The sequence below is a fragment of the Bradyrhizobium sp. dw_78 genome (assembly GCF_018449525.1).
In the GTDB taxonomy this organism is placed as follows: domain Bacteria; phylum Pseudomonadota; class Alphaproteobacteria; order Rhizobiales; family Xanthobacteraceae; genus Bradyrhizobium.
The window spans coordinates 124,176-147,022 of sequence record NZ_JAAVUS010000007.1 but is presented as its reverse complement, the minus strand read 5'-3'; the positions used below and the strand labels follow the sequence as shown (position 1 = coordinate 147,022).

Below are 22,847 nucleotides of genomic sequence, written 5' to 3'. Positions count from 1 at the left end.
TCATGACCGCGCAACTCGATAGGCTGATGGAGAAGCTGCATCAGGTCCAGGCCGAGATCGAGGTCGAAATGGCGAAGCGGCGGGAAGAGCTGCGCTTCCACCTCGAAAACCGCAGGATCGTGTTCGAGAAGGAGGTGCTGCGGATCCACAGCGAGATCAAGACGCGGGTATCGCGCTATCTCCTCGATGCCAATCCGCTGGTGATTCTGACCGCGCCGGTGATCTATTCGATGATCGTCCCGATCGCGCTGCTCGACCTCACCGTCATGGCGTATCAGGCGATCTGCTTTCCGGTTTACAGGATTCCAAAGGCGCGCCGCCGCGACTATCTGGTCTTCGACCGGCACCATCTCGCCTATCTCAACTTGATCGAAAAATTCAACTGCGCCTATTGCTCCTATGCCAATGGCGCCATCGCATTCATGCGCGAGGTGGCGTCGCGCACCGAAATCTATTGGTGCCCGATCAAGCATGCCCGCCGTGTGCTCGGCCCGCACCCGTATTACCAGGGCTTCGCCGATTTTGGCGACGTCGAGGGATTTCGCGCGAAAATTGCGCAGATGAAGGATGGCGTGAAGATCGAGGAGGCGCGCTAGCTCAGTCCGTCATCGCCTTGATAAGTGGGCGAAGGCCGCGAGAACCTATTCCGCCGGCTGCAACACGCGACCGGACTTTTTTGGCGCGATCCAGAACGCCGCGGGGCGTTCGAACAGGAAATTGGCCTTCAGCGCCAGTGCGGCCCACCAGATCGCCAGCGCGCCGATAACGCCGACGATGGTGACGATCAGTGAAATCGCGCCGATGTCGTGGATAAGTCCGCTATGCAGCAGCAATGTCCGCGTCGAGGCCATCGGCAGGAAGAATGCGAGATAGATGACGATCGAATGTTCGCCGCAAAAGCGAAAGAAATTCAGCCAATGCATCCGCGCCAGCAGCGTGCCGGTCGTGATGATGGCACAGGCGCCGGAAAAACCGAGTGCAAGCGAGATCAGCGGCCATTCGCTGGCGCCCAGTGCCACCAGGCCGCCGTTAATGAGCGCCCATAGCGCCAGCCCCAGCATGGCGAGGCGAGGGCGCACCCGCGCCAGGTCGGAAAGCGCGAACACATAATGGGCGAACAAATAGCCCGAATAGATGTAGATGAAGCGCGCACAGAATTCGTCGATCGCGGTCCAGCCGGTCGAGACATGGGCGGTTTCAAGCAGCGCCGCAACGCTCCAGATCAGCACCGGCGGCAGCCGGCGCGTGGCCTTGATGACCACGAAGAAAATCGGCAGCAGATAGATGAACCATAGCGTGCCGAACGGATCGATGAAGGCTTCGAGATACATCAGGCCGGCATGGGACCAACTTGTCTCGGCGGCAAAGGCCGGCGCCTTGAAGCCGAACTGGATTGTCACCCAGATTACATAAAAATAGGCGAAATGGACGACCTTGCGGTCGAGATAGGTGCGCCAGTCGCGATCGATCACGACTGGAAGGAATAGCCCCGAGATCAGGAAGAAATCCGGCATCCGGAACGGTTTGGCGAACATGACGACGAGGTGCATGAAACCGGTCTGGCCGGCCGCGAGTTCCACGCCCAGCACCGAATGCATCATGACCACCATGATGATGCAGATGCCCTTGGCATAGTCGACCCAGTCGACACGGCCGTCCGCAGCCGGCGCGGGACGGTTGGTCATGGCGGATGTGCCGTTTGGTGGCATCGGTGTCCTTTTTCGGCGCGAATTTCTGGTATCTTCGGCCGGACCGGTTTCATTCTCCTTTATTCATACAAATGACATGCCGCTTTTAACGACATGCCCGCTTTTCTAGGCCCCAACGGTTTCCCATCCTTCGGAAATGTTTTAAGACGCGTCGAAATTCGAGGTTGTCATTAACCATTACGGGCAGGTTGTCTTATGCGGATTGCCATGATCGGCACGGGGTATGTGGGGCTGGTATCCGGCGCCTGCTTTTCGGATTTCGGTCACCACGTCACCTGCGTGGACAAGGACGGCGGCAAGATCGCGGCGCTTCACCGCGGCGAAATTCCGATTTTCGAGCCGGGTCTTGACGCGCTGGTCGCGTCCAACGTCAAGGCCGGGCGGCTGAATTTCACCACCGATCTGACAGCTCCGGTGGCCGAGGCCGATGCGGTCTTCATCGCGGTCGGCACGCCATCCCGTCGCGGCGACGGCCATGCCGATTTGAGTTACGTCTATGCCGCCGCGCGCGAGATCGCCAAGGCGCTCAAGGGTTTCACCGTGGTCGTCACCAAATCGACCGTGCCGGTCGGCACTGGCGACGAGGTCGAGCGCCTGATCCGCGAAGCCAATCCCTCGGCCGATGTGGTGGTCGCCTCCAATCCGGAGTTTCTGCGCGAAGGCGCAGCGATCCGCGACTTCAAGTTCCCCGACCGCATCGTGGTCGGCACTTCGGACGAGCGCGGGCGCAAGGTGCTTGGCGATGTCTACCGGCCGTTGTCGCTGAACCAGGCGCCGCTGATGTTCACGGCGCGGCGCACGGCGGAACTGATCAAATACGCTGCTAACGCGTTTCTCGCCACCAAGATCACCTTCATCAACGAGATCGCCGACCTTTCGGAAAAGGTCGGCGCCGACGTGCAGGAGGTCGCGCGTGGCATCGGGCTCGACAACCGCATCGGTTCGAAATTCCTGCATGCCGGCCCGGGCTTCGGTGGCTCGTGCTTCCCGAAGGACACCCGTGCGCTGGTGAAAACCGCGCTCGATCACGACGTGCAGTTGCGGATCGTCGAATCCGTGCTCGCGGTCAACGACAACCGCAAGCGCGCGATGGCGCGCAAGGTCGCGAACGCCTTGGGCGGCAGCCTGCGCGGCAAGACCGTCGCCGTGCTCGGCCTCACCTTCAAGCCCGACACCGACGACATGCGCGAGGCGCCGTCGATCCCGCTGGTGACGAGCCTGCTCGACATGGGGGCGAAGGTACGCGCGCATGATCCGGTAGGCATGGAACAGGCGCGGCGCGAATTGCCCGAGATCGAATATTGCGACGACCCCTATGCTTGCGCGGCGGGCGCCGACGCCATGGTGGTCGTGACCGAGTGGGTGCAATACCGCACCCTCGATCTCGAACGGCTGAAGCGCGAGATGGCGCGGCCGGTGATTGTGGATCTGCGCAACGTCTATCGTCCCGAAGAGATGGCCGCGCTCGGCTTCACCTATGAAAGCGTCGGCCGCGGGCCGGTGCCGCAGAGCTGAAGCAGTGGTGTTGTCATACCCCGCGGAGGCGGGGTATCCGGTATGCCCGGTCTTGCTGACGATCGACGTCTGAGTTTACCGGATCATCCGATGTAGCCTGTCATCGGGCGGTGCGCAGCGGCGACCCACTGGCGGGTGATGACGGATTCGAGATATTGCCCCGCAGTTTCGACAGCCCCCTTCCGATCGACGCGGTGCTCGATGAGCTGGCGCGTGCGCTTGCCGGCAACAATACCGGCGTACTGGTAGCGCCGCCCGGTGCCGGCAAGACCACGCGGGTGCCGCTGGCGCTGCTCGATGCGCCGTGGCTGGCCGACAGAAAAATCATCATGCTGGAGCCGCGGCGGATCGCGGCCCGCGCCAGCGCCGAGCGGATGGCGAAGACCCTGGGCGAGCGCGTGGGCGAGACCGTCGGCTATCGCGTGCGGTTCGGCTCGAAAGTGTCGCGCGCCACGCGGATCGAAGTCGTCACCGAAGGCATTTTCTCGCGGCGTATTCTCGACGATCCTGAATTGTCCGGTGTCGCGGCCGTCCTGTTCGATGAATTCCATGAACGTTCGCTCGATGCCGATCTCGGGCTGGCGCTGGCGCGCGATGCGCAAACCGGGCTGCGCGAGGATTTGCGGATCCTGGTGATGTCGGCGACGCTCGACGGTGCGCGGGTCGCCGGGCTGCTGGGCGGCGCGCCCGTGATCGCCAGCGAAGGCCGCGCCTTTCCGGTCGAGACGCGCTATCTCGGCCGCAAGCCCGACGCGCCGCTGGAACGGCAGATGGCAGATGCGATCGCGACGGCGCTGCGTGCCGATCCCGGTTCGGTGCTGGCGTTCCTGCCGGGGGTCGCGGAAATCCGCCGCACCCAGATTTTTCTTGGCGAACGAATCCACGACGCCTCGATCGAAATCGTGCCGCTGTTCGGCGCGCTCGATGCAGCCGTGCAGGACCGCGCCATCGCGCCCGCCCCGAAGGGGCAGCGCAAGGTGGTGCTGGCGACGTCGATCGCGGAAACTTCGCTGACCATCGAAGGCGTCCGTATCGTGGTGGATTCCGGCATGGCGCGGGTGCCGCGCTATGAGCCAGATCTCGGATTGACGCGGCTTGAAACCGTGCGCGCCTCGCATGCCGCAGTCGATCAGCGCCGCGGCCGTGCCGGCCGCACCGAACCCGGCGTCTGCTACCGGCTGTGGGATGAGCCGCAGACGGCGTCGCTTGCGGCCTATACCCAGCCGGAAATCCTCAGCGCCGATCTCTCCTCGCTGGTGCTCGATCTCGCGCAATGGGGCGTGACCGATCCCGCGACGCTGGCGTTTCTGGACCCGCCGCCGGCGCCTGCGCTCAAGGAAGCGCGCAGCCTGCTGCACGAGCTTGGTGCGCTCGATGACGGCGGGCGGATCACGGCGGAAGGCAACAGCCTGCGTGCGTTGGCGTTGCCGCCGCGGCTGGCCCGCATGATTGTGGATTCGCATCGTCTCGGCGCGGGCGAGGAGGCTGCCGAGATCGCAGCTGTCCTTACCGAGCGCGGCCTCGGCGGTGACAGCGTCGATCTCGACCACAGGCTCGATCAATTCCGCCGCGATCGCTCGCAACGCGCGGCCAGCGCCCGCGATCTTGCTCGGCGCTGGGCGGCGCAGGTGGCTACGTCAGAAAATGTCGCTGGCCGGGGAAAGGTCGATTCCGCTGAGTCTTCGACCGGTGTGATGCTCGCCTTTGCTTTTCCCGACCGTGTCGCGCGCAACCGCGGCAATGGCAGCTTCGTGCTCGCCAACGGGCGCGGCGCTTCGGTGGATCAGACTTCCGCGCTGGCGCGAACGCCCTATATCGCCGTCGCTGAACTCACGGGCACCGCGGCCCAGGGTCGGATCCTGCTGGCGGCGCCGCTTGCGCTTTCCGATATCGAATTGCGTTTCGCCGACCAGATCGAGACCGTGGATGAGGTTTCGTTCGACCGGAATGCGATGGCGTTGCGGGCGCGACGCAAGCGTACCCTGCATGCGATCACGCTGTCGGAAGCGCCGCTTGCCTTGACCCCGTCGGCGGAGACGGCGCGGGTGCTGGCGGACGGCCTGATCACCTCCGGCCTCGACCGGCTGCCGTGGTCGAAGGCCGCCAAGCAGTGGCGCGACCGCGTGATGTTCCTGCGCAAGGCCGAGGGCGAAGCATCGCTGAATTCCTGGCCTGATCTGTCCGATGACGCGCTGGCGGCACGGCGGGAAGATTGGCTGGTGCCGGCGTTGTACGACAAAACCTCACTCAAGGATCTGTCTCCCGGCGACCTGTCGGACGCGCTGATGACGCTGTTGCCCTGGGAGTTGCGCGCGCGGCTGGAGCGTGAAGCGCCGACGCATTTCGAGGCGCCGACCGGCACCCAGCTTCCGATCGATTACGAGGCCGAGCAGGGGCCGACCATTGCGGTCCGCTTGCAGGAATTGTTCGGCCTCAACACCCATCCATCGATTGCCAAAGGCGCGGTGCCGCTGGTGCTGGAATTGTTGTCGCCGGCGCACCGCCCGGTGCAGGTGACGCGCGATCTGCCGGGCTTCTGGCGCGGCAGCTACGCCGCGGTACGTTCCGACCTGCGCGGTCGCTATCCCCGGCACCCCTGGCCGGAAGATCCCGCGAGCGCGCCGCCGACGCGACGGGTGAAGCCGCGGGGAACCTAGGTTTCACGCCGTTGCCGGGCTCGACCCGGCAAGCCATCGTCCAACGAAACGGCTCTTGCGAAGGAGATGGTACGCGGCTCAAGTCCGCCTATGGCGTCTCGCCTGTTAACGCTTCGCTCATCCTTTTCGCTGAAACAACAGCCTCCGCTACCGACATTGGTCGCAGCCTGGTGGCAGACGTGGTGATATCGGGCCAGTCCGGTCTTTTGTTTTTGACGCGTTTTCTCCACGCGAACCAGTGCCCGCTTCGCGCGAAGACGCTGCGGAATCGAGTGTAGCGTCATGCGTAACATAATGGTCATTGCGGCGATCATGGCCGGTCTCGGCATTGTCATGGCCCAGATGGCGGATCGGATCACGCCCGCGCTGGCTCATACCGCCGCGCGAAACGTCGCTCCCCTCGAGGCAGACGCGCCGTCCAATGATCGCAGCCTCAATATCCCGCGCGACGCCCGTGGCCATTTCGAAACCGAAGGCCGGATCAACGGCCAGCGCATCGACTTCATGGTCGATACCGGTGCATCGGTGATCGCGCTGAACGAGAGTTCCGCGGCTCGCTTCGGCCTGCGTCCCACACCCGGCGAATACAACGCCAGGGTCACGACCGCCAACGGCACCATCAAGGCGGCCCGCACGCGTATCGCCATGATCGATGTCGGCGGCCTCGTGGTGCGGGATGTCGACGCCATGGTGCTGCCCGACGAAGCGCTGTCCGAAAACCTGCTCGGCCTGTCGTTCCTGTCCCGGCTGAAGCGGTTCGAATACGCCAACGGCATGATGGTGCTGGAGCAATAGGCGCGTCTCGCTGCCAATCCGCCGCAATTATTCGTCATAAAGCACCCAGTCCCGCCTTCCGTCGCGCCGTGGCATTCGCTATGGCTGCGGTGCATTGCTTTCAGCATTTCACGACGAGGCCATTTGCATGTTTCCGAAGCCCAAATCCGTGTTGGTTCCCAATACCTATGCCTACGAATCCGAGCCGATGGTGAAGCCGACCGGCTTCCGCGAATATGACGCCCGCTGGCTGTTCGGCCAGGAAATCAACCTGATGGGCATCCAGGCGCTGGGCATGGGGCTGGGCGCGCTGATCGCCGAACTTGGCGCCAAGCAGGAGGTCGTGACCGGACACGATTTTCGCGGCTATTCGGCCTCGATCAAATACGCGCTGATCTCCGGGCTCCTGGCCTCGGGCTGCAAGGTCCACGACATCGGCCTTTGCATGACGCCGATGGCGTATTTCGCCCAGTTCGAACTCGACGTTCCCTGCGTCGCGATGGTCACGGCCTCGCATAACGACAATGGCTGGACCGGCGTGAAGATGGGCGCCAACCGTCCCCTGACCTTCGGCCCCGACGAGATGAATCGCCTGAAGGAGATCGTGCTCAATGCCGATTTCAAGAACAAGGTCGGCGGTTCGTACGAGTTCCACGAGAATTTCCCGGCGCGCTACATCGCCGACCTGACCAAGCGCCCGAAACTGAAGCGCAACCTGAAGGTCGTGGTCGCCTGCGGCAACGGCACCGCGGGCGCCTTCGCCCCTGACGTGATGAAGGCGATCGGTTGCGAGGTGGTGCCGCTCGACACCGAACTCGATCATACTTTCCCGAAATACAATCCCAATCCCGAAGACATGAAGATGCTGCACGCGATCCGCGACGCGGTGCTGGAGCACAAGGCCGATGTCGGCCTGGGTTTCGACGGCGACGGCGACCGCTGCGGCGTCGTCGACAATACCGGCGAGGAGATTTTTGCCGATAAGGTCGGCGTGATGCTGGCGCGCGATATGTCGGCGATCCACAAGAACGCGCAGTTCGTGGTCGACGTGAAATCGACCGGGCTCTTTGTGACCGACCCGGTGCTACAAAAGCAGGGCGCGAAAGCGACCTACTGGAAGACCGGCCATTCCTACATGAAGCGCCGCACCAATGAACTCGGCGCGCTGGCGGGTTTTGAGAAGTCCGGCCACTTCTTCTTCAACAAGCCGTTCGGCCGCGGCTATGATGACGGCCTGATTTCGGCGATCGCGATCTGCGAGATGCTCGACCGCGCGCCCGGCAAGTCGATGGCTGATCTGAAGAATGCGCTGCCGAAAACCTGGTCGTCGCCGACGATGTCGCCGCACTGCTCGGACGAGGCCAAATACGGCATCGTCGACAGCGTGGTGAAGCATTTCGAGGCGATGCAGAAGAACGGCGAAAAGGTCGCAGGCCAGCCGATCCGGGATCTCGTCACCGTCAACGGCGTGCGCGTCACCGTCGAGGACGGCAGCTGGGGACTGGTGCGGGCGTCATCGAACAAGCCGGAACTGGTGGTAGTGGTCGAAAGCCCGGTGTCCGAGCAGCGGATGCGTGACCTGTTCGAGGCGATGGATTCGGTGCTGCGCACCCATCCCGAGGTCGGTGAATACAACCAGAAGATCTGAAGCGGAGGATCTGAAGGATGCGTCATTGCCGGGTGTGAGCCGGCAATCCACCCGCTTCGAAAGCGGCTTTCGCCGGATGATGGATGCGCGGGTCAAGCCCGCGGATGGCGAGCAAAGCTCTCGGTGAATGCGGCAGGCAAAATGGGCAGGCTACGCCGCCCGCACCGATGCCAGGAAGCTGTCGACCTCCGACTTCAACCGCTCGGATTGCGATGACAGTCCCGTCGCGGCTTCGAGCAGCTTCGAGGCGGACGTGCCGATTTCGCTGGAAACCTGGGCCACGCCGGCGATGTTTTCATCGACCTGGCGGGTGCCGCTCGCCGCCTGCTGGACATTGCCCGAGATTTCGCGTGTCGCGGCGCCCTGCTGATCGACGGCCGCCGCGATCGCGTTGGAGATTTCGTTGATTTCGGTGATGGTGCCGCCGATTGCCTGGATTGCGCCGACGGCCTCGCCGGTGGCGGCCTGGATGCTCTGAATCTGCGTCGAGATTTCTTCCGTCGCCCTGGCGGTCTGGTTGGCGAGCGCCTTGACCTCGCTTGCGACGACCGCGAACCCCTTGCCGTGTTCGCCGGCGCGAGCGGCTTCGATGGTGGCGTTGAGCGCCAGCAGGTTGGTCTGGCTGGCAATGTTCTGAATCAATGTTACCACTTCGCCGATCTTCTGCGTTCCGCTCGCCAATCCCTCGACAACGGCATTGGTGCGGCGGGCTTCGTCGGCCGCCTTTCCCGTGACTTCGGCCGAACGCGTCGCCTGGTGGGCGATCGCGCTGATCGATGCCGTCAATTCCTCGGCCGACGAGGCCACCGTTTCGACATTGACCGAAGCTTCCGTCGATGCGGCGGCAGCCGCCGCTGTCCGTTGCGCAGCTTGCGTGCTGTTGCTGCTCATCGACGCTGACATGCCCTGCATGTCGTGGGCGGCCACGGCGACGGCCTCGACGATCCGGCCGACCTTGCTCTCGAATTCGGCGGCGAGCCGGTGCATCGCCGCGTCGCGTTCCTGCTTGGCGCGCTGTTCAGCTTCGCCGCGTTCGGCGGTCGCGCGGGCTTCGGCCACATGGGCGGCCTCGGCCTCTGCGGTCTTCTGCGCTGTTTTGACGAACAGGCTGGCCAGTTCATGGGCGACCCAGATCAGCACGCCCGCCTCGAGAACGAGAATAGCGGCGTGAAGCAGCACGCGTCCAAAATCGGTTCCACCGGGAAAGATCGCTGCCGGAACAACAAAATTCAGCACCAGATGGTGCAATGCGACGGCTACGGTGCCGGCAAGGATCGGCCGATAGTCGCAATAGGCGACCAGGCAGGCCAGCGCGGCGAAGAAATACATGTGGGTGTCGGTCTGCCAGGGGTGTCCCATGAACTGGAAGGTGAACACCGAAGCCCCGCCCATCAGCGCCACTGCAACGACGAGGCTGGTCGAAAGGCCGTTGCCAGCGGTACGCCATGACAGCGTGGCGGCAGCGGCCAGCGCGGCCACCAGGATAGCGGGCATCAGCCAATCCGTGCCGCGCGCCACGCCGATGGCGACCGCGACCAGAACATGCAGCCAGAGCAGCGCGATCGAGGCCCTGCTGGCGTTTTCGCGCAATCTATCCAAATCCATGCGGCCGATATCCATGCTCAGATTCCTTGGCTCAGATTTCCTTGCCCGGGCTGTTGAAGCAGGCGGCAACGGCTTGCGGGTCGATCGTCAGCCAGACGCCGGCTTTGCGCAAACGGGCCATGCCCTCACGACCGTCGGGCCTGACCACGAGAACAGTCGGCAGGGCGGTCGTCCTGACAATCGCCGCGTTGGCGGACGCAGCGGCCTTAAAAATCTGCTGCGAACTCCACCATGGCGGGAAGGCAACAGCCACAAATTCGGCGTCGGGATGGACCTTGAAAGAAAGCGATGCGACCGCGATGACACTTGCCAGCAACAGAGCCGTGGCGTTCAGCCAAGCTGGCCAGCGAGACACAGTCCTGATAGCCGCCCGCTCCATCAGCATAGCAATACTGTACGTTAGCTAATCGAGCGTTAATGCAATTTCCGCGAGTGCCGTCCGCGATCAGGGTGCGTTTCGATTATTCGGCCATTGCGTGACCCGGACCCCGAGAGCCACGTTAGCGCAAATCGGCAACCGGCTTTTCCTGAACGGGCGTGTTCTATAGCGTCTTCGAGCGAAGTGGATTCCGGTTCGCGTGAAGAAACCGCGTCAAAATAAAATGTTAGAGCCCGGTTCTGTTCAATCAGAACCGATAAGGCTCTAGGCTGCCGGCACCGGCAATGCGGTGACCGACTTGATCTTCTCCATCGCAAACCGAGACGTGACGTTTTTCAGCGGCACGGTGGCGATCAGCTTCTTGTAAAAGGTGTCGTAGCTTTGCATATCCGCGACCACGACGCGCAGCATGTAATCGACATCGCCCGCCATCCGGTAAAATTCCATCACCTCCGGCATCGCGCTGACGGCATCGGCGAATTTCCTGAGCCACGCGTCCGAATGGTCGGCGCTCTCGACCGAGACGAAGACGGAGATGCCAAGCCCGATCTTGTTCTGGTCGACCAGCGCCACCCGGCGCAGGATGACGCCGTCGGCCTCGAGCCGCTGGATGCGCTTCCAGCAGGGTGTCGACGACAGCCCGACGCGGTCGCCAATCTCGGCGACGGACAGCGAGGCATCGTCCTGGAGCACGGTCAGAATCTTGCGGTCGATGGCGTCGAGCCTGCGGTTGGGCTCGAGGACTTGAACGGCGAGATCGGTCATGAGAAGAACTTTCTTCCATAAATGAGTTCGATACTCCTCATATATAGAAAATTCTTCTAAGGCAAGCTTATTGGCGCGGCACCGGGGCCGGGCTGGCTTTTGGGCCCGGGGTCAAAAGTGCTTCAACTTCAGTACGTTGCAGGACGGAAAAGGCACCGCCGAAACGGCTGCATTTCAGGATCGTGCTGCAGTCTTTGATCGCGGCGCCGGGAAGTTCCCGTTATGCACCTCGGCCGGAAGCGGCTTCATGCACCCAGCGTCCAACTAAATGATGAGCAATAGCAAAGGGATGCGGCCCCACTAGGCCGTCGGGATGTTGCCGCTTGAGCATCAGGGCGGCCTCGGCCCGATCGAACCAGCGCGCATCCTCGAGCTCGGAATGGTCAACAATGATGTCTTCGTTGATCGCGCGCGCGGTGCAGCCGATCATCAGGGATGACGGATAGGGCCATGGCTGCGTCATGTAATAATTCACGTCGGTGCAGCGGATGCCCGATTCCTCGAAGATCTCGCGGCGGACTGCATCCTCGATGGTCTCGGCGGCTTCGACGAAGCCGGCGAGGCATGAATACATTCCCGGTGGAAATTGCTTCTGCCGGCCCAACAAGCATTTTTCGCCCGACGCCACCAGCATGATCACCACGGGATCGGTGCGCGGAAAATGCTCGACTTTGCAGTTCTGGCAATCGCGCTTCCAGCCTCCTTGCGTCATGCCGGTACGCGTGCCGCAATTGGCGCAATAACCGTGGCGCTGGTGCCAATTTACCAGAGATTTCGCGATCGCGATCGCCGAAAGCTGCTCCGGCGGCACCACACCCTGCATCGCCATGCCGCGCAATTCGCTCACCGCGACGTCCTCGCGCGTCAGCAGTTTTTCCACCGCGGGCGCGCCGATGCCCATGCCGAAAACGGCCGCGCCGTCGCGTAGTCCGAGGAAGATGGTGCCGGGATTGGCGCCGTATCTGAGCGCCTCGTCGATCGTCAGCAGTGCGCGCGAAGTCCCGTTTTCCTTATTCACGACCAGCGAATCGCGATGCACGACATAGGCGCGGGAATCGGGTTTGCCCTCCAGCGCCAGCAGTTTCGCCTCGTCGTTGCGCAGATGCGCGGCGCGATCGAGGATATGGGTGACAAAGGCCGGCTGGCCCAACGGAAATGAATCGAAGGCGGTCATGAACTATCCTAGCCAGATCTTGCGGCGAAGCGCGCTGATGAAATGCTGGACTTCCTCGGAATCATGTTCGAGCGGCGGCGCCACGCCCCATACCGGGCGCGGCCAGGCGACGTCGCTGCCGCGGCGCGCAATGACATGCACATGCAGTTGCGGCACCACATTGCCGAGGGCTGCGATGTTCAATTTATCGCATTTGGTGATCTCTTTGAGGGCGCGGGCGACGCGGGAAATCTCCGTCATCAATTGCGCCTGTTCGACCTCGTCGAGGTCGATGATCTCGATGGTCTCGGGCCGGCGCGGCACCAGCAATAGCCACGGATAGTTCGCGTCCTTGATCACCAGGACGCGGCTCAAAGGCAGGTCGCCGATGTCGATGGTGTCTTTCTTGAGCTGTGGATGCAGAGACCAGGCGGAGGCGGGCATGAGATTTCTCGAACAGTTCCTGTAGCGTTGCAGAGACTTGGCCCGCAAACAACTCCCGTCATGCCCGGCTTTATGCCGGGCATCCACGTCTTTTTTGCACAGCGCAGGAAAGCAGGACGTGGATGGCCGGGACACAGGTTAAGTGTACGTGGTCTGCGCAAGCCAGGCCACCATGTCCGGCCATGACGGAACAAGGCTTTCCGGCCCGCTTGCTTTCCAGCCCTTTTGGCCCCAAATAGGAGCCGGGAGATTGGCGGTGGACGAGCCACTCGCCAACCGGGTCAGGTCCGGAAGGAAGCAGCCCTAACGAGGTCCGGATCGGGTCGCTCGTCAGTCTCCTACCTGTTTTTCGTGCGAATCGCGCAGAAAGCGGCGGGGTCCGCGCGGTGAGTTTGATTCAAGCTCCGCTCCGGCGCGTATTCCGCAATAGTGGGCCCCGGTTTTGCAATCAAAAGCTCTGCAATCAGAATATGCGCAGGCCATGTCCTGCGGGCCGGCCGGGCGAGACAATCAATTGCGGATCGATCGATGACCGACGCTGGCGCTCCCGCAAATATCTCCGATGACGCTGTCCCAGGCCGCATCGACCTTGGCGGCTCACCCGAGGCGGCCAAGCCCTATCGCGTGCTGGCGCGAAAATACCGTCCCGCCAGTTTCGATGACCTGATCGGCCAGGAAGCGCTGGTTCGTACCATATCAAACGCCTTCGAAACCGGGCGCATTCCGCAAGCCTGGATCCTGACCGGGGTGCGTGGGGTCGGCAAAACCACCACGGCGCGGATTCTCGCCCGCGCGCTGAATTACGAATTGCCGGACGGATCGGTGCAGGGACCGACCATCCATATGCCGGTGCTGGGGACGCATTGTCAGGCGATCATGGAAAGCCGGCACATGGACGTGCTGGAAATGGACGCCGCCTCCCACACCGGCGTCGACGACGTGCGCCAGATCAATGACAGCGTGCGCTATGCGCCGGCAAGCGCGCGCTACAAGGTCTATATCATCGACGAAGTCCATATGCTCTCGACCGCAGCCTTCAACGCGTTCCTGAAGACGCTGGAAGAGCCGCCGGAACACGCCAAATTCGTGTTCGCCACCACCGAGATCCGCAAAGTGCCGGTCACGGTGCTGTCGCGCTGCCAGCGCTTCGATTTGCGCCGGGTCGAGGCTGACGTGCTGATGAAGCATCTCGCCAATATTGCCGCGAAAGAGGGGGTCGAGGTCGAGCCGGAGGCGCTTGGCATCGTCGCCCGTGCCGCGGAAGGTTCGGTGCGTGATTCGCTGTCGCTGTTCGATCAGGCGATCGCGCATGCGGCGGGCACCGTGCGCGCCGATGCGGTGCGGCAGATGCTCGGCCTCGCCGATCGCACCCGGGTGATCGATCTGTTCAATTCGCTGGCGCGGGGCGATATCGCCGGCGCGTTCCGGGAATTCCGCGAGCAGTACGACACCGGCGCCGATCCGGTCGTGGTGCTCTCCGATCTTGCCGAATTCGTCAATTTCGTCACCCGGGTCAAGATCGTGCCGGCGACCGCCGACAATGTGGCATTCGGGGAAACCGAGCGGCTGCGCGGGCGCGACTTCGCCGCCAAGCTTTCGATGCGGGTGCTGTCGCGGATGTGGCAGATGCTGCTGAAGGGCATCACCGAGGTCCAGGCGGCGACGCGGCCAGCGGCTGCCGCGGAAATGGTGCTGGTGCGGATCGCCTATGTCGCCGATATGCCGACGCCGGATGAGGCGATCCGGATGCTTGAGCAAAACGGCGAGGCATCGCCCGTTGTCGCGGCAAGCGCCGCGCCCCGTCATGCTCCGGTCCCAGCCCCGGGTGGCTCGTCGATGCTATCCGTGCGGGCGGCTGGTTCATCCCGCGGAGACGCCTCGCCGCGGCCGCAGATGGTTGCGCCGGCGCCGGATGGTCAGTCCGGGCCCGCCGCGGCGCTCCGGATTTCGAGCTTTCCCCAGCTCGTTGCGCTTGCCGTCCAGCAGCGCGATCTCCTGACCAAGGCGGCGCTCGAATCCGATGTCCGTCTGGTTCGTATCGAGGACGGGCGGCTCGAACTCGCGCTGGAGCGCAACGCCCAGCGGACGCTGATCAACGATCTCTCCCGCAAGCTGGAGCAATGGACCGGCCGGCGCTGGACCGTGATCGTCTCCAACGAGGCGGGCCAGCCGACGCTGCGTTCGCAGAACGAGGCCGCCAAGAATCAACGGGAGCGTGCGGCCGAAGCCGATCCGCGCGTGCAGGAAGTATTGGCGCGGTTTCCCGGCGCCAAGATCGTCGAAGTGCGCAGGCTTGCCCCCGAGCCGCCGGAATCGGAAATTATCAGTGAAGACCCTGCCGAGATGCCTGACGGCGACGATTGATTCGCCATTGCAAAGGAAAACCTGAATGGCCGATTTCCTCGGCATGATGAAACAAGCCGCGCAGCTGCAATCGAAGATGCAGGCGATGCAGGAAGAACTCGCCAATGTCGAGGTCGAGGGCATTTCCGGCGGCGGGCTGGTCACGCTGCGTATGACCGCCAAGATGGAAGTGAAGGCGGTGAAGATCGATCCCTCGCTGATGAAGGCGGAGGAGCGCGAAATCCTGGAAGATCTGCTGGTCACCGCGCATAACGACGCGTGCCGCAAGGCGGAAACGGCGATGCAGGAGAAGATGCAGAGCCTGACCGGCGGCCTCGGATTGCCCCCGGGTCTGCTCGGCTAGACGATATGGCTGCTGTTGCCGGTCCTGAAATCGAACGCCTGATCCAGCTTCTGGCGCGCCTGCCAGGGCTCGGTCCGCGCTCGGCCCGGCGTGCGGCGCTGCATCTGATCAAGAAGCGCGAAGCGCTGATGACGCCGCTCACTTCCGCATTGCAGGTGGCGATCGACAAGATCCAAGTCTGCAAGATTTGCGGCAATATCGATACGCAAAACCCCTGTACGGTGTGCGTCGATCCGCGCCGCGATCCTTCCGTCATCGTGGTGGTCGCCGACGTCGCCGACCTCTGGGCGCTGGAGCGGGCGAACGCGACCAATGGCCTCTATCACGTGCTCGGCGCGACCTTGTCGCCGCTCGATGGCGTCGGCCCGCAGGATCTGACCATCGACGCGCTGGTGGGGCGCGCGCATGATCCGCGGGTCACCGAAATCATTCTGGCGTTGAACGCAACGGTCGATGGCCAGACCACGGCGCACTACATCACCGATCTCCTGCAGGACGCGAACGTCAAGGTGACGCGGCTTGCTCATGGCGTGCCGGTCGGCGGTGAACTCGATTATCTCGATGAAGGCACGCTATCCGCCGCCATGCGGCAGCGGACGCTGTTCTAACCATCACAGACGGAAATTGGACATGACGATTCGACGATTCGGCAAACGCCGCGGCTTGCTGTTGGCCATGACAGTGGCGCTTGCCGCACCTGCTGCGTTTGCGCAGGACGCTGATCCCGCGCCGAAGGCAGCCAAACCGATTCAGGCCGGCGATGTGCTGTCGGGTGAACTCAACGCCATGCGGGTGCGCGGCAAGGACGGCAAGCGCGTCGCCACCTACCAGATCAGCAGCGAGCCGCGGCGGTTGCCGGGCCCGACGGGCCTCTGCGGCCTCGAAACCGGTCCTGAAACATTTCAGATCGTGACCAGCAGCGACACCCAGGTGGCGCAGTTGAAAAACTTCGTCGGCAAGGAAGTCTCGGTGAAGGTCGATGAGGTCGCCTGTTCGCAAGAGGCCGGCCAAATGAGCGACGCCGTGATTACCAAATGGAGTGTGGTGACGAGGCATTGAATTATTCGTGTCGTTCCCGACTCGCGTTTACCCGTTTGCCGGGACTATGAAGAAATCAGACCTTCCCCGTTTCCAGCGCGTCGAAATGACCGCGTCTTTGCAGCCACGCCAGCAGGATCAGGCTTGGAACTGCGACGAAGACGCAGATGACGAAGAACGGCGGCCAGCCCACGGCCCTGGCGACGTAACCCGCGCCTGACGACAGATAGGTCCGTCCAACGGCCGAGAGCGCTGTCAGCAGCGCGTATTGGGTCGCGGTGTGCAGCGGATTTTGGCACAGCGCCGACAGATAGGCGACGAAGATCACGGTACCGATGGCGCTGGTGAAGTTTTCCGCGGTGATGGCAAAGGCCAGCGCCCATTCGTTGATGCCGGCCAGCGCCAGCCAGGCGAACGCCAGATTGGCCACCGCTTGCAGCGCGCCCCCGATCCACAGGCTTGCGGCTAGCGAATAACGCCGCGCCACGAAGCCGCCGGCGAAACCTCCGGTCAGGGTCGCGGCGAGGCCGACGCCCTTGACGATAGCGGCATAGTCGTTGCGGGAAAAGCCGAGGTCGATCACGAACGGCGCGGTCATGGTGCCGGAAAACGCATCGGTGAATTTGAACAGCACCACGAAGGCGAGCGCCGCCCAGGCGTCCTTGCGCGCGAGAAATTCGGAGAACGCGCCGGTCGCGGCATGCAGCACCCGCGACAATGCGGTCTCGGCACTGGTGGCGGCCTCCGCGCGTACCGATGGCTCGGGTTCGGTGGCGGCCAGCGCCGTCGCGGTGCCGATCAGAACCAGCGCGGCCATCGTCGCATAGCCCCACATCCATGCGGATGTTCGTGCGATGCCGGTGCTCTCGAATCCGCTGACGATGAACAGCGTGCCGGCGGTCGAGACCAGCATGCCGATACGGTAGGCCGCGACATAGGACGCCATGCCGGCCGCCTGCTCGCTCTCGGGCAGGCTCTCGACGCGAAACGCGTCGACCACGATGTCCTGCGTCGACGACGTTGCGGCGACCAGCAGCGCGCCGAGTGCCACGAACAATGGCGACCGCGCGGGATCGGTCAGAGCCAGCAGCAGGATCGCGGCGATCAGGAGCAGTTGCGAGAACACCAGCCAGCCGCGCCTTCGGCCGAAGCCGCGCGTGAGCAGCGGCACATGCAGCGCATCGACCAGCGGCGCCCACAGGAATTTCAGCGTGTAGGGCGTGCCGACCAGCGCGAACAGGCCGATGGTGCCGAGATCGACGCCGGACTCGCGCATCCATACGAGCAATGTCGACCCCGACAGCGCCAGCGGCAGGCCGGAGGAAAAGCCGAGCAGCAATACGATCAGCACCCGGCGTTGCAGATACACCGCCAGCCCCTCGCGCCAGGAGGGTTCGGGCGATGACGGTGTGGAGGCGTTCGGCTGGGACGCGGCTTCAGGTGCAACCATGCCGCAGTGCTAGCAGATTCTCTGTTTCCGCTCTTCCCTTATAAAAGAGCGTGGAAAGCCGAACGGACAGAGGAAAGGACTATTCCCCCGCCAGCAGCTGGCGCGGCAGCGGGAACAGTTCGGGCACACCCGGTTTGGCCGTGCGGGGGGCTTCGGCGGGCGCGTCGCTCTTGGAGAAATCGAGTTCTTCAATCCGGCCGGCGCGTTTTTCGATCTTGTCGGCGGAAATCAGGATTTGCCGAACGTCCTCGTTGACGTCGCCAAAGTGCTTTTGCAGCTTCAGCACGCGATCGCGCAAGCGTCCGAGGTCGTCGCCCAAATTGAGTACCTCGGTGCGGATCTGGTCGGCGGCATCCCGCATCCGCGCGTCCTTCAGGATCTGCTGCATCACCTGGATCGCCAGCATCAACAGCGATGGCGACACCAGCACCACACGGGCGCGATAGGCCTTCTGGATCACGTCGTCGAACCCGTCGTGAATCTCCGCATAGACCGATTCCGACGGCACGAACATCAGCGCGCTGTCCTGGGTCTCGCCGGGAATCAGATATTTCTCGGCAATGTCGCTGACATGCTTCATCACGTCGGCGCGCAGCCGTTGCGCGGCGAGTTTCTTTTCCTCATCGGTGCGCGCGTCATGCAGCGCGGTCACGGCCTCCAGCGGAAACTTCGCGTCGATGCAGAGCGGCCGCGTGTCCGGCAGGAACACCACGCAATCCGGCCGTTTGCCGGTCGAAAGCGTGAACTGGAATTCGTAAGAGCCCTGCGGCATGCCGTCCTGGACGATCGCTTCCATCCGCGCCTGGCCGAAGGCACCGCGCGACTGCTTGTTGGCGAGCACGTCGCGCAGGGTGGTCACCTGCGAGGTGAGGTCGGTGAGATTCTTGTGCGCGTTATCGATGATGCCGAGCCGCTCATGCAGCACGCGCAGGGAGTCCATGGTGTTGCGGGTTGTCTGCTCCATCGACTGGCCGACGCGATGGCTGACCGAATCCAGCCGCTCGCTGACCGTGCGCGCCATCTCGGCCTGGCGACCTGCGAGCGCCTGTCCCATCGCGTCGACGCGCCCGGTGGCTTCGCTTTGCGCGCGAAGCATGTCGTTCAACCGCTCTTCCAGTTCGCTGGCGCGGATCGCCTGCGCCATCGCCAGTTCCGCGCCGCGGCGGCCGGAGCGGGCGACCACGATCGCGATTGCAAGCAACAGCAATAAAGCGAGCACCCCGAAACCGGTCAGCGCCACCCCCACCCGGATCGGCCAGTCGCCGGCCATGAAAAGAATCTGATTCATATCGTCCTTGTAGCCGATTCGACGCCTTGGCGCGAACGAAGGGGGAACATATATGCTTAGTGATGGATTAATTTTCGTGGTTAACGCCGTCTTAAATTTCATGGTTAGCAGTTGGTTAACACGCCCCCGCGGCGATTGACCCCCGCAAATCAGCAGCTTAAATCGCCCGCCATGGCCATTAGAGAAATCATCATCCTGCCGGACAAGCAGTTGCGGCTGGTGTCGAAACCTGTCGAGAAGGTGACGTCGGAGATCCGCAAGCTCGCCGACGACATGTTCGAGACCATGTACGACGCCCCCGGCATCGGGCTCGCCGCGATTCAGGTCGCGCAGCCGGTGCGGCTGATCACGATGGATCTGGCGAAAAAGGACGAAAACGGCGAAACCACGCCGAAGCCCCGCGTCTTCATCAATCCGGAAATCCTGTCCTCGTCGGAAGAAACATCGGTCTACGAGGAAGGCTGCCTGTCGATCCCCGAATATTACGAGGAGGTCGAGCGGCCGGCGAAGGTGCGGGTGCGCTACACGGATCTTGACGGCAAGGTGCATGAGGAGGAGGCCGAAGGCCTGTTCGCCACCTGCATCCAGCACGAGATCGATCATCTCAACGGCGTGCTGTTCGTGGACTATCTCTCCAAGTTGAAGCGCGACCGCGTGCTGAAGAAATTCGCCAAGGCCGCGAAACGCGCGGCGGAATAATAGGCCAAGGTTTGTCCGCCGTCATGCCCGGCCTCGGGCCGGGCATCCATGTCTTCCTTGCCGAGGATTCAAGGTATGGATGGCCGGACAAGCCCGGCCATGACGGGTAAAATGGACGCCCTCAAACAAGGCACGAAGTTATGCCGCTCCGCCTGATCTTCATGGGTACGCCGGATTTCGCGGTGCCGACGCTGCTGGAACTCGCGGCCCATGGCCATGAGATCGCAGCCGTCTACACCCGCGCTGCAAAACCTGCCGGGCGCGGCATGAAGCTGCAACCGACGCCTGTGGAGCAGGAGGCGCGGCGGCTCGGCATTCCCGTGCTGACGCCAGCCACGCTGAAGACGCCGGAAGCGATCGAGGAATTCCGCGCGCATCAGGCGGATGCCGCCGTGGTCGTCGCCTACGGCATGATCCTGCCACAGGCCATTCTCGACGCCCCCAGGCTTGGCTGTTTCAACCTGCACGCCTCGCTGCTGCCGCGCTGGCGCGGGGCGGCGCCGATCAACCGCGCGATCATGGCGGGCGACGCCGAGACCGGCGTGATGGTGATGAAGATGGATGCCGGCCTCGATACCGGCGACATCGCGATGGCCGAGCGCATCGCGATCACGGACCGGATGACGGCGCTCGATCTGCATGATGCGCTGGCGCGACTCGGCGGCGATCTGATGGTGCGCGCGATGGCGGCGCTCGATCGCGGCGGGCTGCAACTCACCAAACAGGGTGATGACGGCGTGACCTACGCCGCCAAGATCGACAAGGCCGAAGCGCGGATCGACTGGAACAGGCCGGCCCACGCCGTGCTGCGCCACATTCACGGGCTGTCGCCGTTTCCCGGCGCATGGTGCGAAATGGCTGATGAAGGCGAGCAGGTTCGGGTCAAGATCCTGCGCTGTGAAATGCTCGATCGATCGGGCGCGCCCGGCGAACTGCTCGACGATCATCTCGCGGTGGCGTGCGCTGAAGGTGCGATCCGGATTCTCGAACTGCAGCGCGCCGGCAAGCAGCCGATGCAGGCGGCGGAGTTTCTGCGCGGCACGCCGCTGAAGCCTCCGGCGCGGCTGGCCTGATGCCCCGTTACAAGCTCATCATTGAATATGACGGCGCCCCGTTCTGCGGCTGGCAGATCCAGGAGAACGGCGCCTCGGTGCAGGGTGCGCTGGAAATCGCGGTCAAGGCGATCTGCGGCGAACCTGTCCGCGTTCACGGCGCCGGGCGAACCGACGCCGGCGTACATGCGCTGGCGCAGGTTGCGCATTGCGACATCGCCAAACCTTTTCCGCCGGGCCGGCTGCGCGACGGCCTCAACGCGCATCTGCGGCCGCATCCGGTCGCGGTGCTCAGCGCGGAAATCGTGCCCGACACGTTCGAAGCGCGATTCTCCGCGAAAAAGCGGCATTATCTTTATCGCATCGCCAATCGCCGCGCCAATCTCGCGCTCGACATCGGCCATGTCTGGCGGCTGCCCCGGCCGCTGGATGTGGTTGCGATGCATGACGCGGCGCAGCGGCTGGTCGGCAAGCACGACTTCACGACGTTTCGCGACACCGAATGCCAAGCGAAATCGCCGGAGAAGACGCTCGATCAACTCGATGTGGTCAGGGATGGTGAGGCCGTCAATATTATCACTTCGGCGCGCTCGTTCCTGCACAGCCAGGTGCGCTCGATGGTAGGCTCGCTGGTCTGGGTCGGCGAAGGCCGCTGGAACGCCGATGATTTGCAGAAGGCGCTTGAGTCCCGCAGCCGCACTGCCTGCGGCCCGGTCGCGCCACCGGATGGATTATATCTGGTGCGGGTGGATTATTAGCCCGGCGTGCGGCCGTCAGTTCAAGTAAAATACCGATCCAGCACGCCACGGTAGATCTTGGTCAGTTTCTCCAGATCGGAGACCGGCGTGCGCTCGTCGACCTGATGCATGGTCTGGCCGACCAGCCCGAATTCGATCACCGGGCAGTAGCTCGCGATAAAGCGCGCGTCCGACGTGCCGCCGCTGGTCGAGAGTTCCGGCTTGCGGCCGGTGACCTCTTCGATTGCCGCGACCGCTAGATCGGTGAAGGCGCCCGGCCTGGTCACGAACACATTGGCGTTCGACGGCTCCCATACAATCCGCGCACGGATGCGGTTGCCGGCAGCCCTGGCCATGCGCTCCTCGACCAGGGCCTTCAAGGTCTCCTGGGTATGGAGGTCGTTGAAGCGGATGTTGAACTTCGCGCGCGCCTGGCCGGGGATCACGTTGCTCGCGGGGTTGCCGACGTCGACCGAGGTGAATTCGAGGTTGGACGCCTGGAATTGCGCGCTGCCGTGATCGAGCGGCTCATCGCTCAACGCGACGATCAGCCGCGAGATATCCGGCACCGGATTCGCAGCCCGATGCGGATAGGCGACATGGCCCTGGACGCCGTCGACATAAAGCGTGCCGGATTGCGAGCCGCGGCGGCCGATCTTGATGCAGTCGCCGAGTGTTTCGACGTTGCTGGGTTCGCCGACCACGCAATGGTCGAATCTCTCGCCGCGCGCCGCGGCCCATTGCAGCAGCTTGACCGTGCCGTTGACGGCGATGTCTTCTTCGTCGCCGGTGATCAGGAAGGAGATCGATCCCCCGCCGTCCTTTCGAGGTTTTCCGCCATGGTCGGCAAGATAGCCGAGCGCGGCGGCAACGCCGCTGGCGATCCCGCCTTTCATGTCGACCGCGCCGCGCCCGTAGAGAAAACCGTCCTTCACATCGCCCGAGAACGCGCCGTGCGACCATGCGGCCTCGTCGCCCGCGGGCACGACGTCGGTATGTCCGGCGAAAGTGATGTGCGGCGCCTCGGAGCCGATGCGGGCATAGAGATTGTCGATATCGGCAGCGCCGGGTTCGCTGAAGGTGATGCGATGGGTCTCGAAGCCGGCCGCTTTCAGGATGTTTTCGAGCACGCCCAAGGCGCCGGCGTCGGCCGGGGTTACCGACGGACAGCGGATCAGGTCACGGGCAATCGAAAGAGCGTCGTTCATGCGGGAACTATAGCGTTTT

21 protein-coding genes and 1 other RNA gene are annotated in these 22,847 nt (G+C 63.4%); 13 read left to right on the top strand and 9 right to left on the bottom strand.

Features of this window, described 5'->3' with window-relative positions; genetic code table 11:
* Positions 1–2: 2 nt before the first annotated feature.
* Positions 3–596: a hypothetical protein gene (locus HB630_RS18890; RefSeq protein WP_213773787.1), complete on the top strand. Its 594-nt coding sequence runs from the start codon at positions 3–5 to the stop codon at positions 594–596.
* 45 nt (positions 597–641) lie between these two features.
* Here HB630_RS18890 and HB630_RS18885 read toward each other — a convergent pair whose 3' ends face one another.
* The gene (locus HB630_RS18885; RefSeq protein ID WP_249780915.1) at positions 642–1,685 is read right to left on the bottom strand and encodes an acyltransferase family protein; all 1,044 of its coding nucleotides are present in this window, start codon (positions 1,683–1,685) and stop codon (positions 642–644) included.
* A gap of 219 nt (positions 1,686–1,904) precedes the next feature.
* On the opposite strand from HB630_RS18885, the gene HB630_RS18880 reads away from it, so the two are divergent.
* The 4 genes from HB630_RS18880 (at position 1,905) to HB630_RS18865 (ending at position 8,303) form a co-directional block, all read left to right on the top strand.
* A complete protein-coding gene (locus tag HB630_RS18880; protein WP_213773785.1) occupies positions 1,905–3,224 on the top strand; it encodes a UDP-glucose/GDP-mannose dehydrogenase family protein in 1,320 nt (439 codons plus the stop codon).
* A gap of 155 nt (positions 3,225–3,379) precedes the next feature.
* Entirely contained in the window at positions 3,380–5,881 is a 2,502-nt protein-coding gene (gene hrpB / locus HB630_RS18875; RefSeq protein WP_213773784.1) for an ATP-dependent helicase HrpB, read from the top strand.
* 282 nt (positions 5,882–6,163) lie between these two features.
* Positions 6,164–6,676 (top strand): TIGR02281 family clan AA aspartic protease, encoded by a 513-nt coding sequence (locus HB630_RS18870; RefSeq protein ID WP_213773783.1) that lies wholly within the window; start codon positions 6,164–6,166, stop codon positions 6,674–6,676.
* Between the two features lie 127 nt (positions 6,677–6,803).
* Complete coding sequence (locus tag HB630_RS18865) at positions 6,804–8,303, top strand: phosphomannomutase/phosphoglucomutase (protein ID WP_213773782.1); 1,500 nt, start codon at positions 6,804–6,806, stop codon at positions 8,301–8,303.
* A 150-nt stretch (positions 8,304–8,453) separates the two neighbouring features.
* Here HB630_RS18865 and HB630_RS18860 read toward each other — a convergent pair whose 3' ends face one another.
* The 5 genes from HB630_RS18860 to HB630_RS18840 form a co-directional block, all read right to left on the bottom strand.
* Positions 8,454–9,908, bottom strand: coding sequence for a methyl-accepting chemotaxis protein (locus tag HB630_RS18860; RefSeq protein WP_249780914.1), 1,455 nt, complete (start codon positions 9,906–9,908; stop codon positions 8,454–8,456).
* Between the two features lie 31 nt (positions 9,909–9,939).
* A complete protein-coding gene (locus HB630_RS18855; protein ID WP_346656111.1) occupies positions 9,940–10,293 on the bottom strand; it encodes a hypothetical protein in 354 nt (117 codons plus the stop codon).
* A 258-nt stretch (positions 10,294–10,551) separates the two neighbouring features.
* Positions 10,552–11,052: an Lrp/AsnC family transcriptional regulator gene (locus HB630_RS18850; RefSeq protein WP_213773780.1), complete on the bottom strand. Its 501-nt coding sequence runs from the start codon at positions 11,050–11,052 to the stop codon at positions 10,552–10,554.
* A 220-nt stretch (positions 11,053–11,272) separates the two neighbouring features.
* Positions 11,273–12,226 (bottom strand): NAD(+) diphosphatase, encoded by a 954-nt coding sequence (nudC, locus tag HB630_RS18845; RefSeq protein ID WP_213773779.1) that lies wholly within the window; start codon positions 12,224–12,226, stop codon positions 11,273–11,275.
* Between the two features lie 3 nt (positions 12,227–12,229).
* A complete protein-coding gene (locus tag HB630_RS18840; protein ID WP_213773778.1) occupies positions 12,230–12,649 on the bottom strand; it encodes an HIT family protein in 420 nt (139 codons plus the stop codon).
* Positions 12,650–12,894: 245 nt separating this feature from the next.
* Here HB630_RS18840 and ffs point away from each other — a divergent pair.
* The 5 genes from ffs (at position 12,895) to HB630_RS18815 (ending at position 16,415) form a co-directional block, all read left to right on the top strand.
* Positions 12,895–12,991, top strand: an RNA gene (ffs, locus tag HB630_RS18835) — signal recognition particle sRNA small type.
* Between the two features lie 186 nt (positions 12,992–13,177).
* Complete coding sequence (locus tag HB630_RS18830; RefSeq protein WP_213773777.1) at positions 13,178–15,013, top strand: DNA polymerase III subunit gamma/tau; 1,836 nt, start codon at positions 13,178–13,180, stop codon at positions 15,011–15,013.
* Between the two features lie 25 nt (positions 15,014–15,038).
* Positions 15,039–15,356, top strand: coding sequence for a YbaB/EbfC family nucleoid-associated protein (locus HB630_RS18825; protein ID WP_213773776.1), 318 nt, complete (start codon positions 15,039–15,041; stop codon positions 15,354–15,356).
* 5 nt (positions 15,357–15,361) lie between these two features.
* On the top strand, positions 15,362–15,964 hold the full coding sequence (gene recR, locus HB630_RS18820) for a recombination mediator RecR (protein WP_213773775.1): 603 nt from the start codon (positions 15,362–15,364) through the stop codon (positions 15,962–15,964).
* Between the two features lie 22 nt (positions 15,965–15,986).
* Positions 15,987–16,415 carry a hypothetical protein gene (locus tag HB630_RS18815; protein ID WP_213773774.1) on the top strand — a complete coding sequence of 143 codons (429 nt, stop codon included), beginning with the start codon at positions 15,987–15,989 and terminating at the stop codon, positions 16,413–16,415.
* Positions 16,416–16,470: 55 nt separating this feature from the next.
* Here HB630_RS18815 and HB630_RS18810 read toward each other — a convergent pair whose 3' ends face one another.
* Together HB630_RS18810 and rmuC are read right to left on the bottom strand one after the other, a co-directional pair.
* A complete protein-coding gene (locus HB630_RS18810) occupies positions 16,471–17,844 on the bottom strand; it encodes an MFS transporter (RefSeq protein WP_213773773.1) in 1,374 nt (457 codons plus the stop codon).
* Between the two features lie 79 nt (positions 17,845–17,923).
* Entirely contained in the window at positions 17,924–19,132 is a 1,209-nt protein-coding gene (gene rmuC / locus HB630_RS18805; protein ID WP_213773772.1) for a DNA recombination protein RmuC, read from the bottom strand.
* A gap of 171 nt (positions 19,133–19,303) precedes the next feature.
* Here rmuC and def point away from each other — a divergent pair, with 171 nt between their 5' ends.
* From def to truA, 3 genes are all read left to right on the top strand, one after another.
* On the top strand, positions 19,304–19,831 hold the full coding sequence (gene def, locus HB630_RS18800) for a peptide deformylase (RefSeq protein ID WP_213773771.1): 528 nt from the start codon (positions 19,304–19,306) through the stop codon (positions 19,829–19,831).
* Between the two features lie 140 nt (positions 19,832–19,971).
* Positions 19,972–20,904, top strand: coding sequence for a methionyl-tRNA formyltransferase (gene fmt / locus HB630_RS18795; RefSeq protein ID WP_213773770.1), 933 nt, complete (start codon positions 19,972–19,974; stop codon positions 20,902–20,904).
* The gene (gene truA, locus HB630_RS18790) at positions 20,904–21,641 is read left to right on the top strand and encodes a tRNA pseudouridine(38-40) synthase TruA (protein ID WP_213773769.1); all 738 of its coding nucleotides are present in this window, start codon (positions 20,904–20,906) and stop codon (positions 21,639–21,641) included. The genes fmt and truA overlap by 1 nt, the downstream gene beginning before the upstream one ends.
* A gap of 20 nt (positions 21,642–21,661) precedes the next feature.
* Here truA and dapE read toward each other — a convergent pair whose 3' ends face one another.
* Positions 21,662–22,828 carry a succinyl-diaminopimelate desuccinylase gene (gene dapE / locus HB630_RS18785; protein ID WP_213773768.1) on the bottom strand — a complete coding sequence of 389 codons (1,167 nt, stop codon included), beginning with the start codon at positions 22,826–22,828 and terminating at the stop codon, positions 21,662–21,664.
* Positions 22,829–22,847 lie beyond the last annotated feature (19 nt).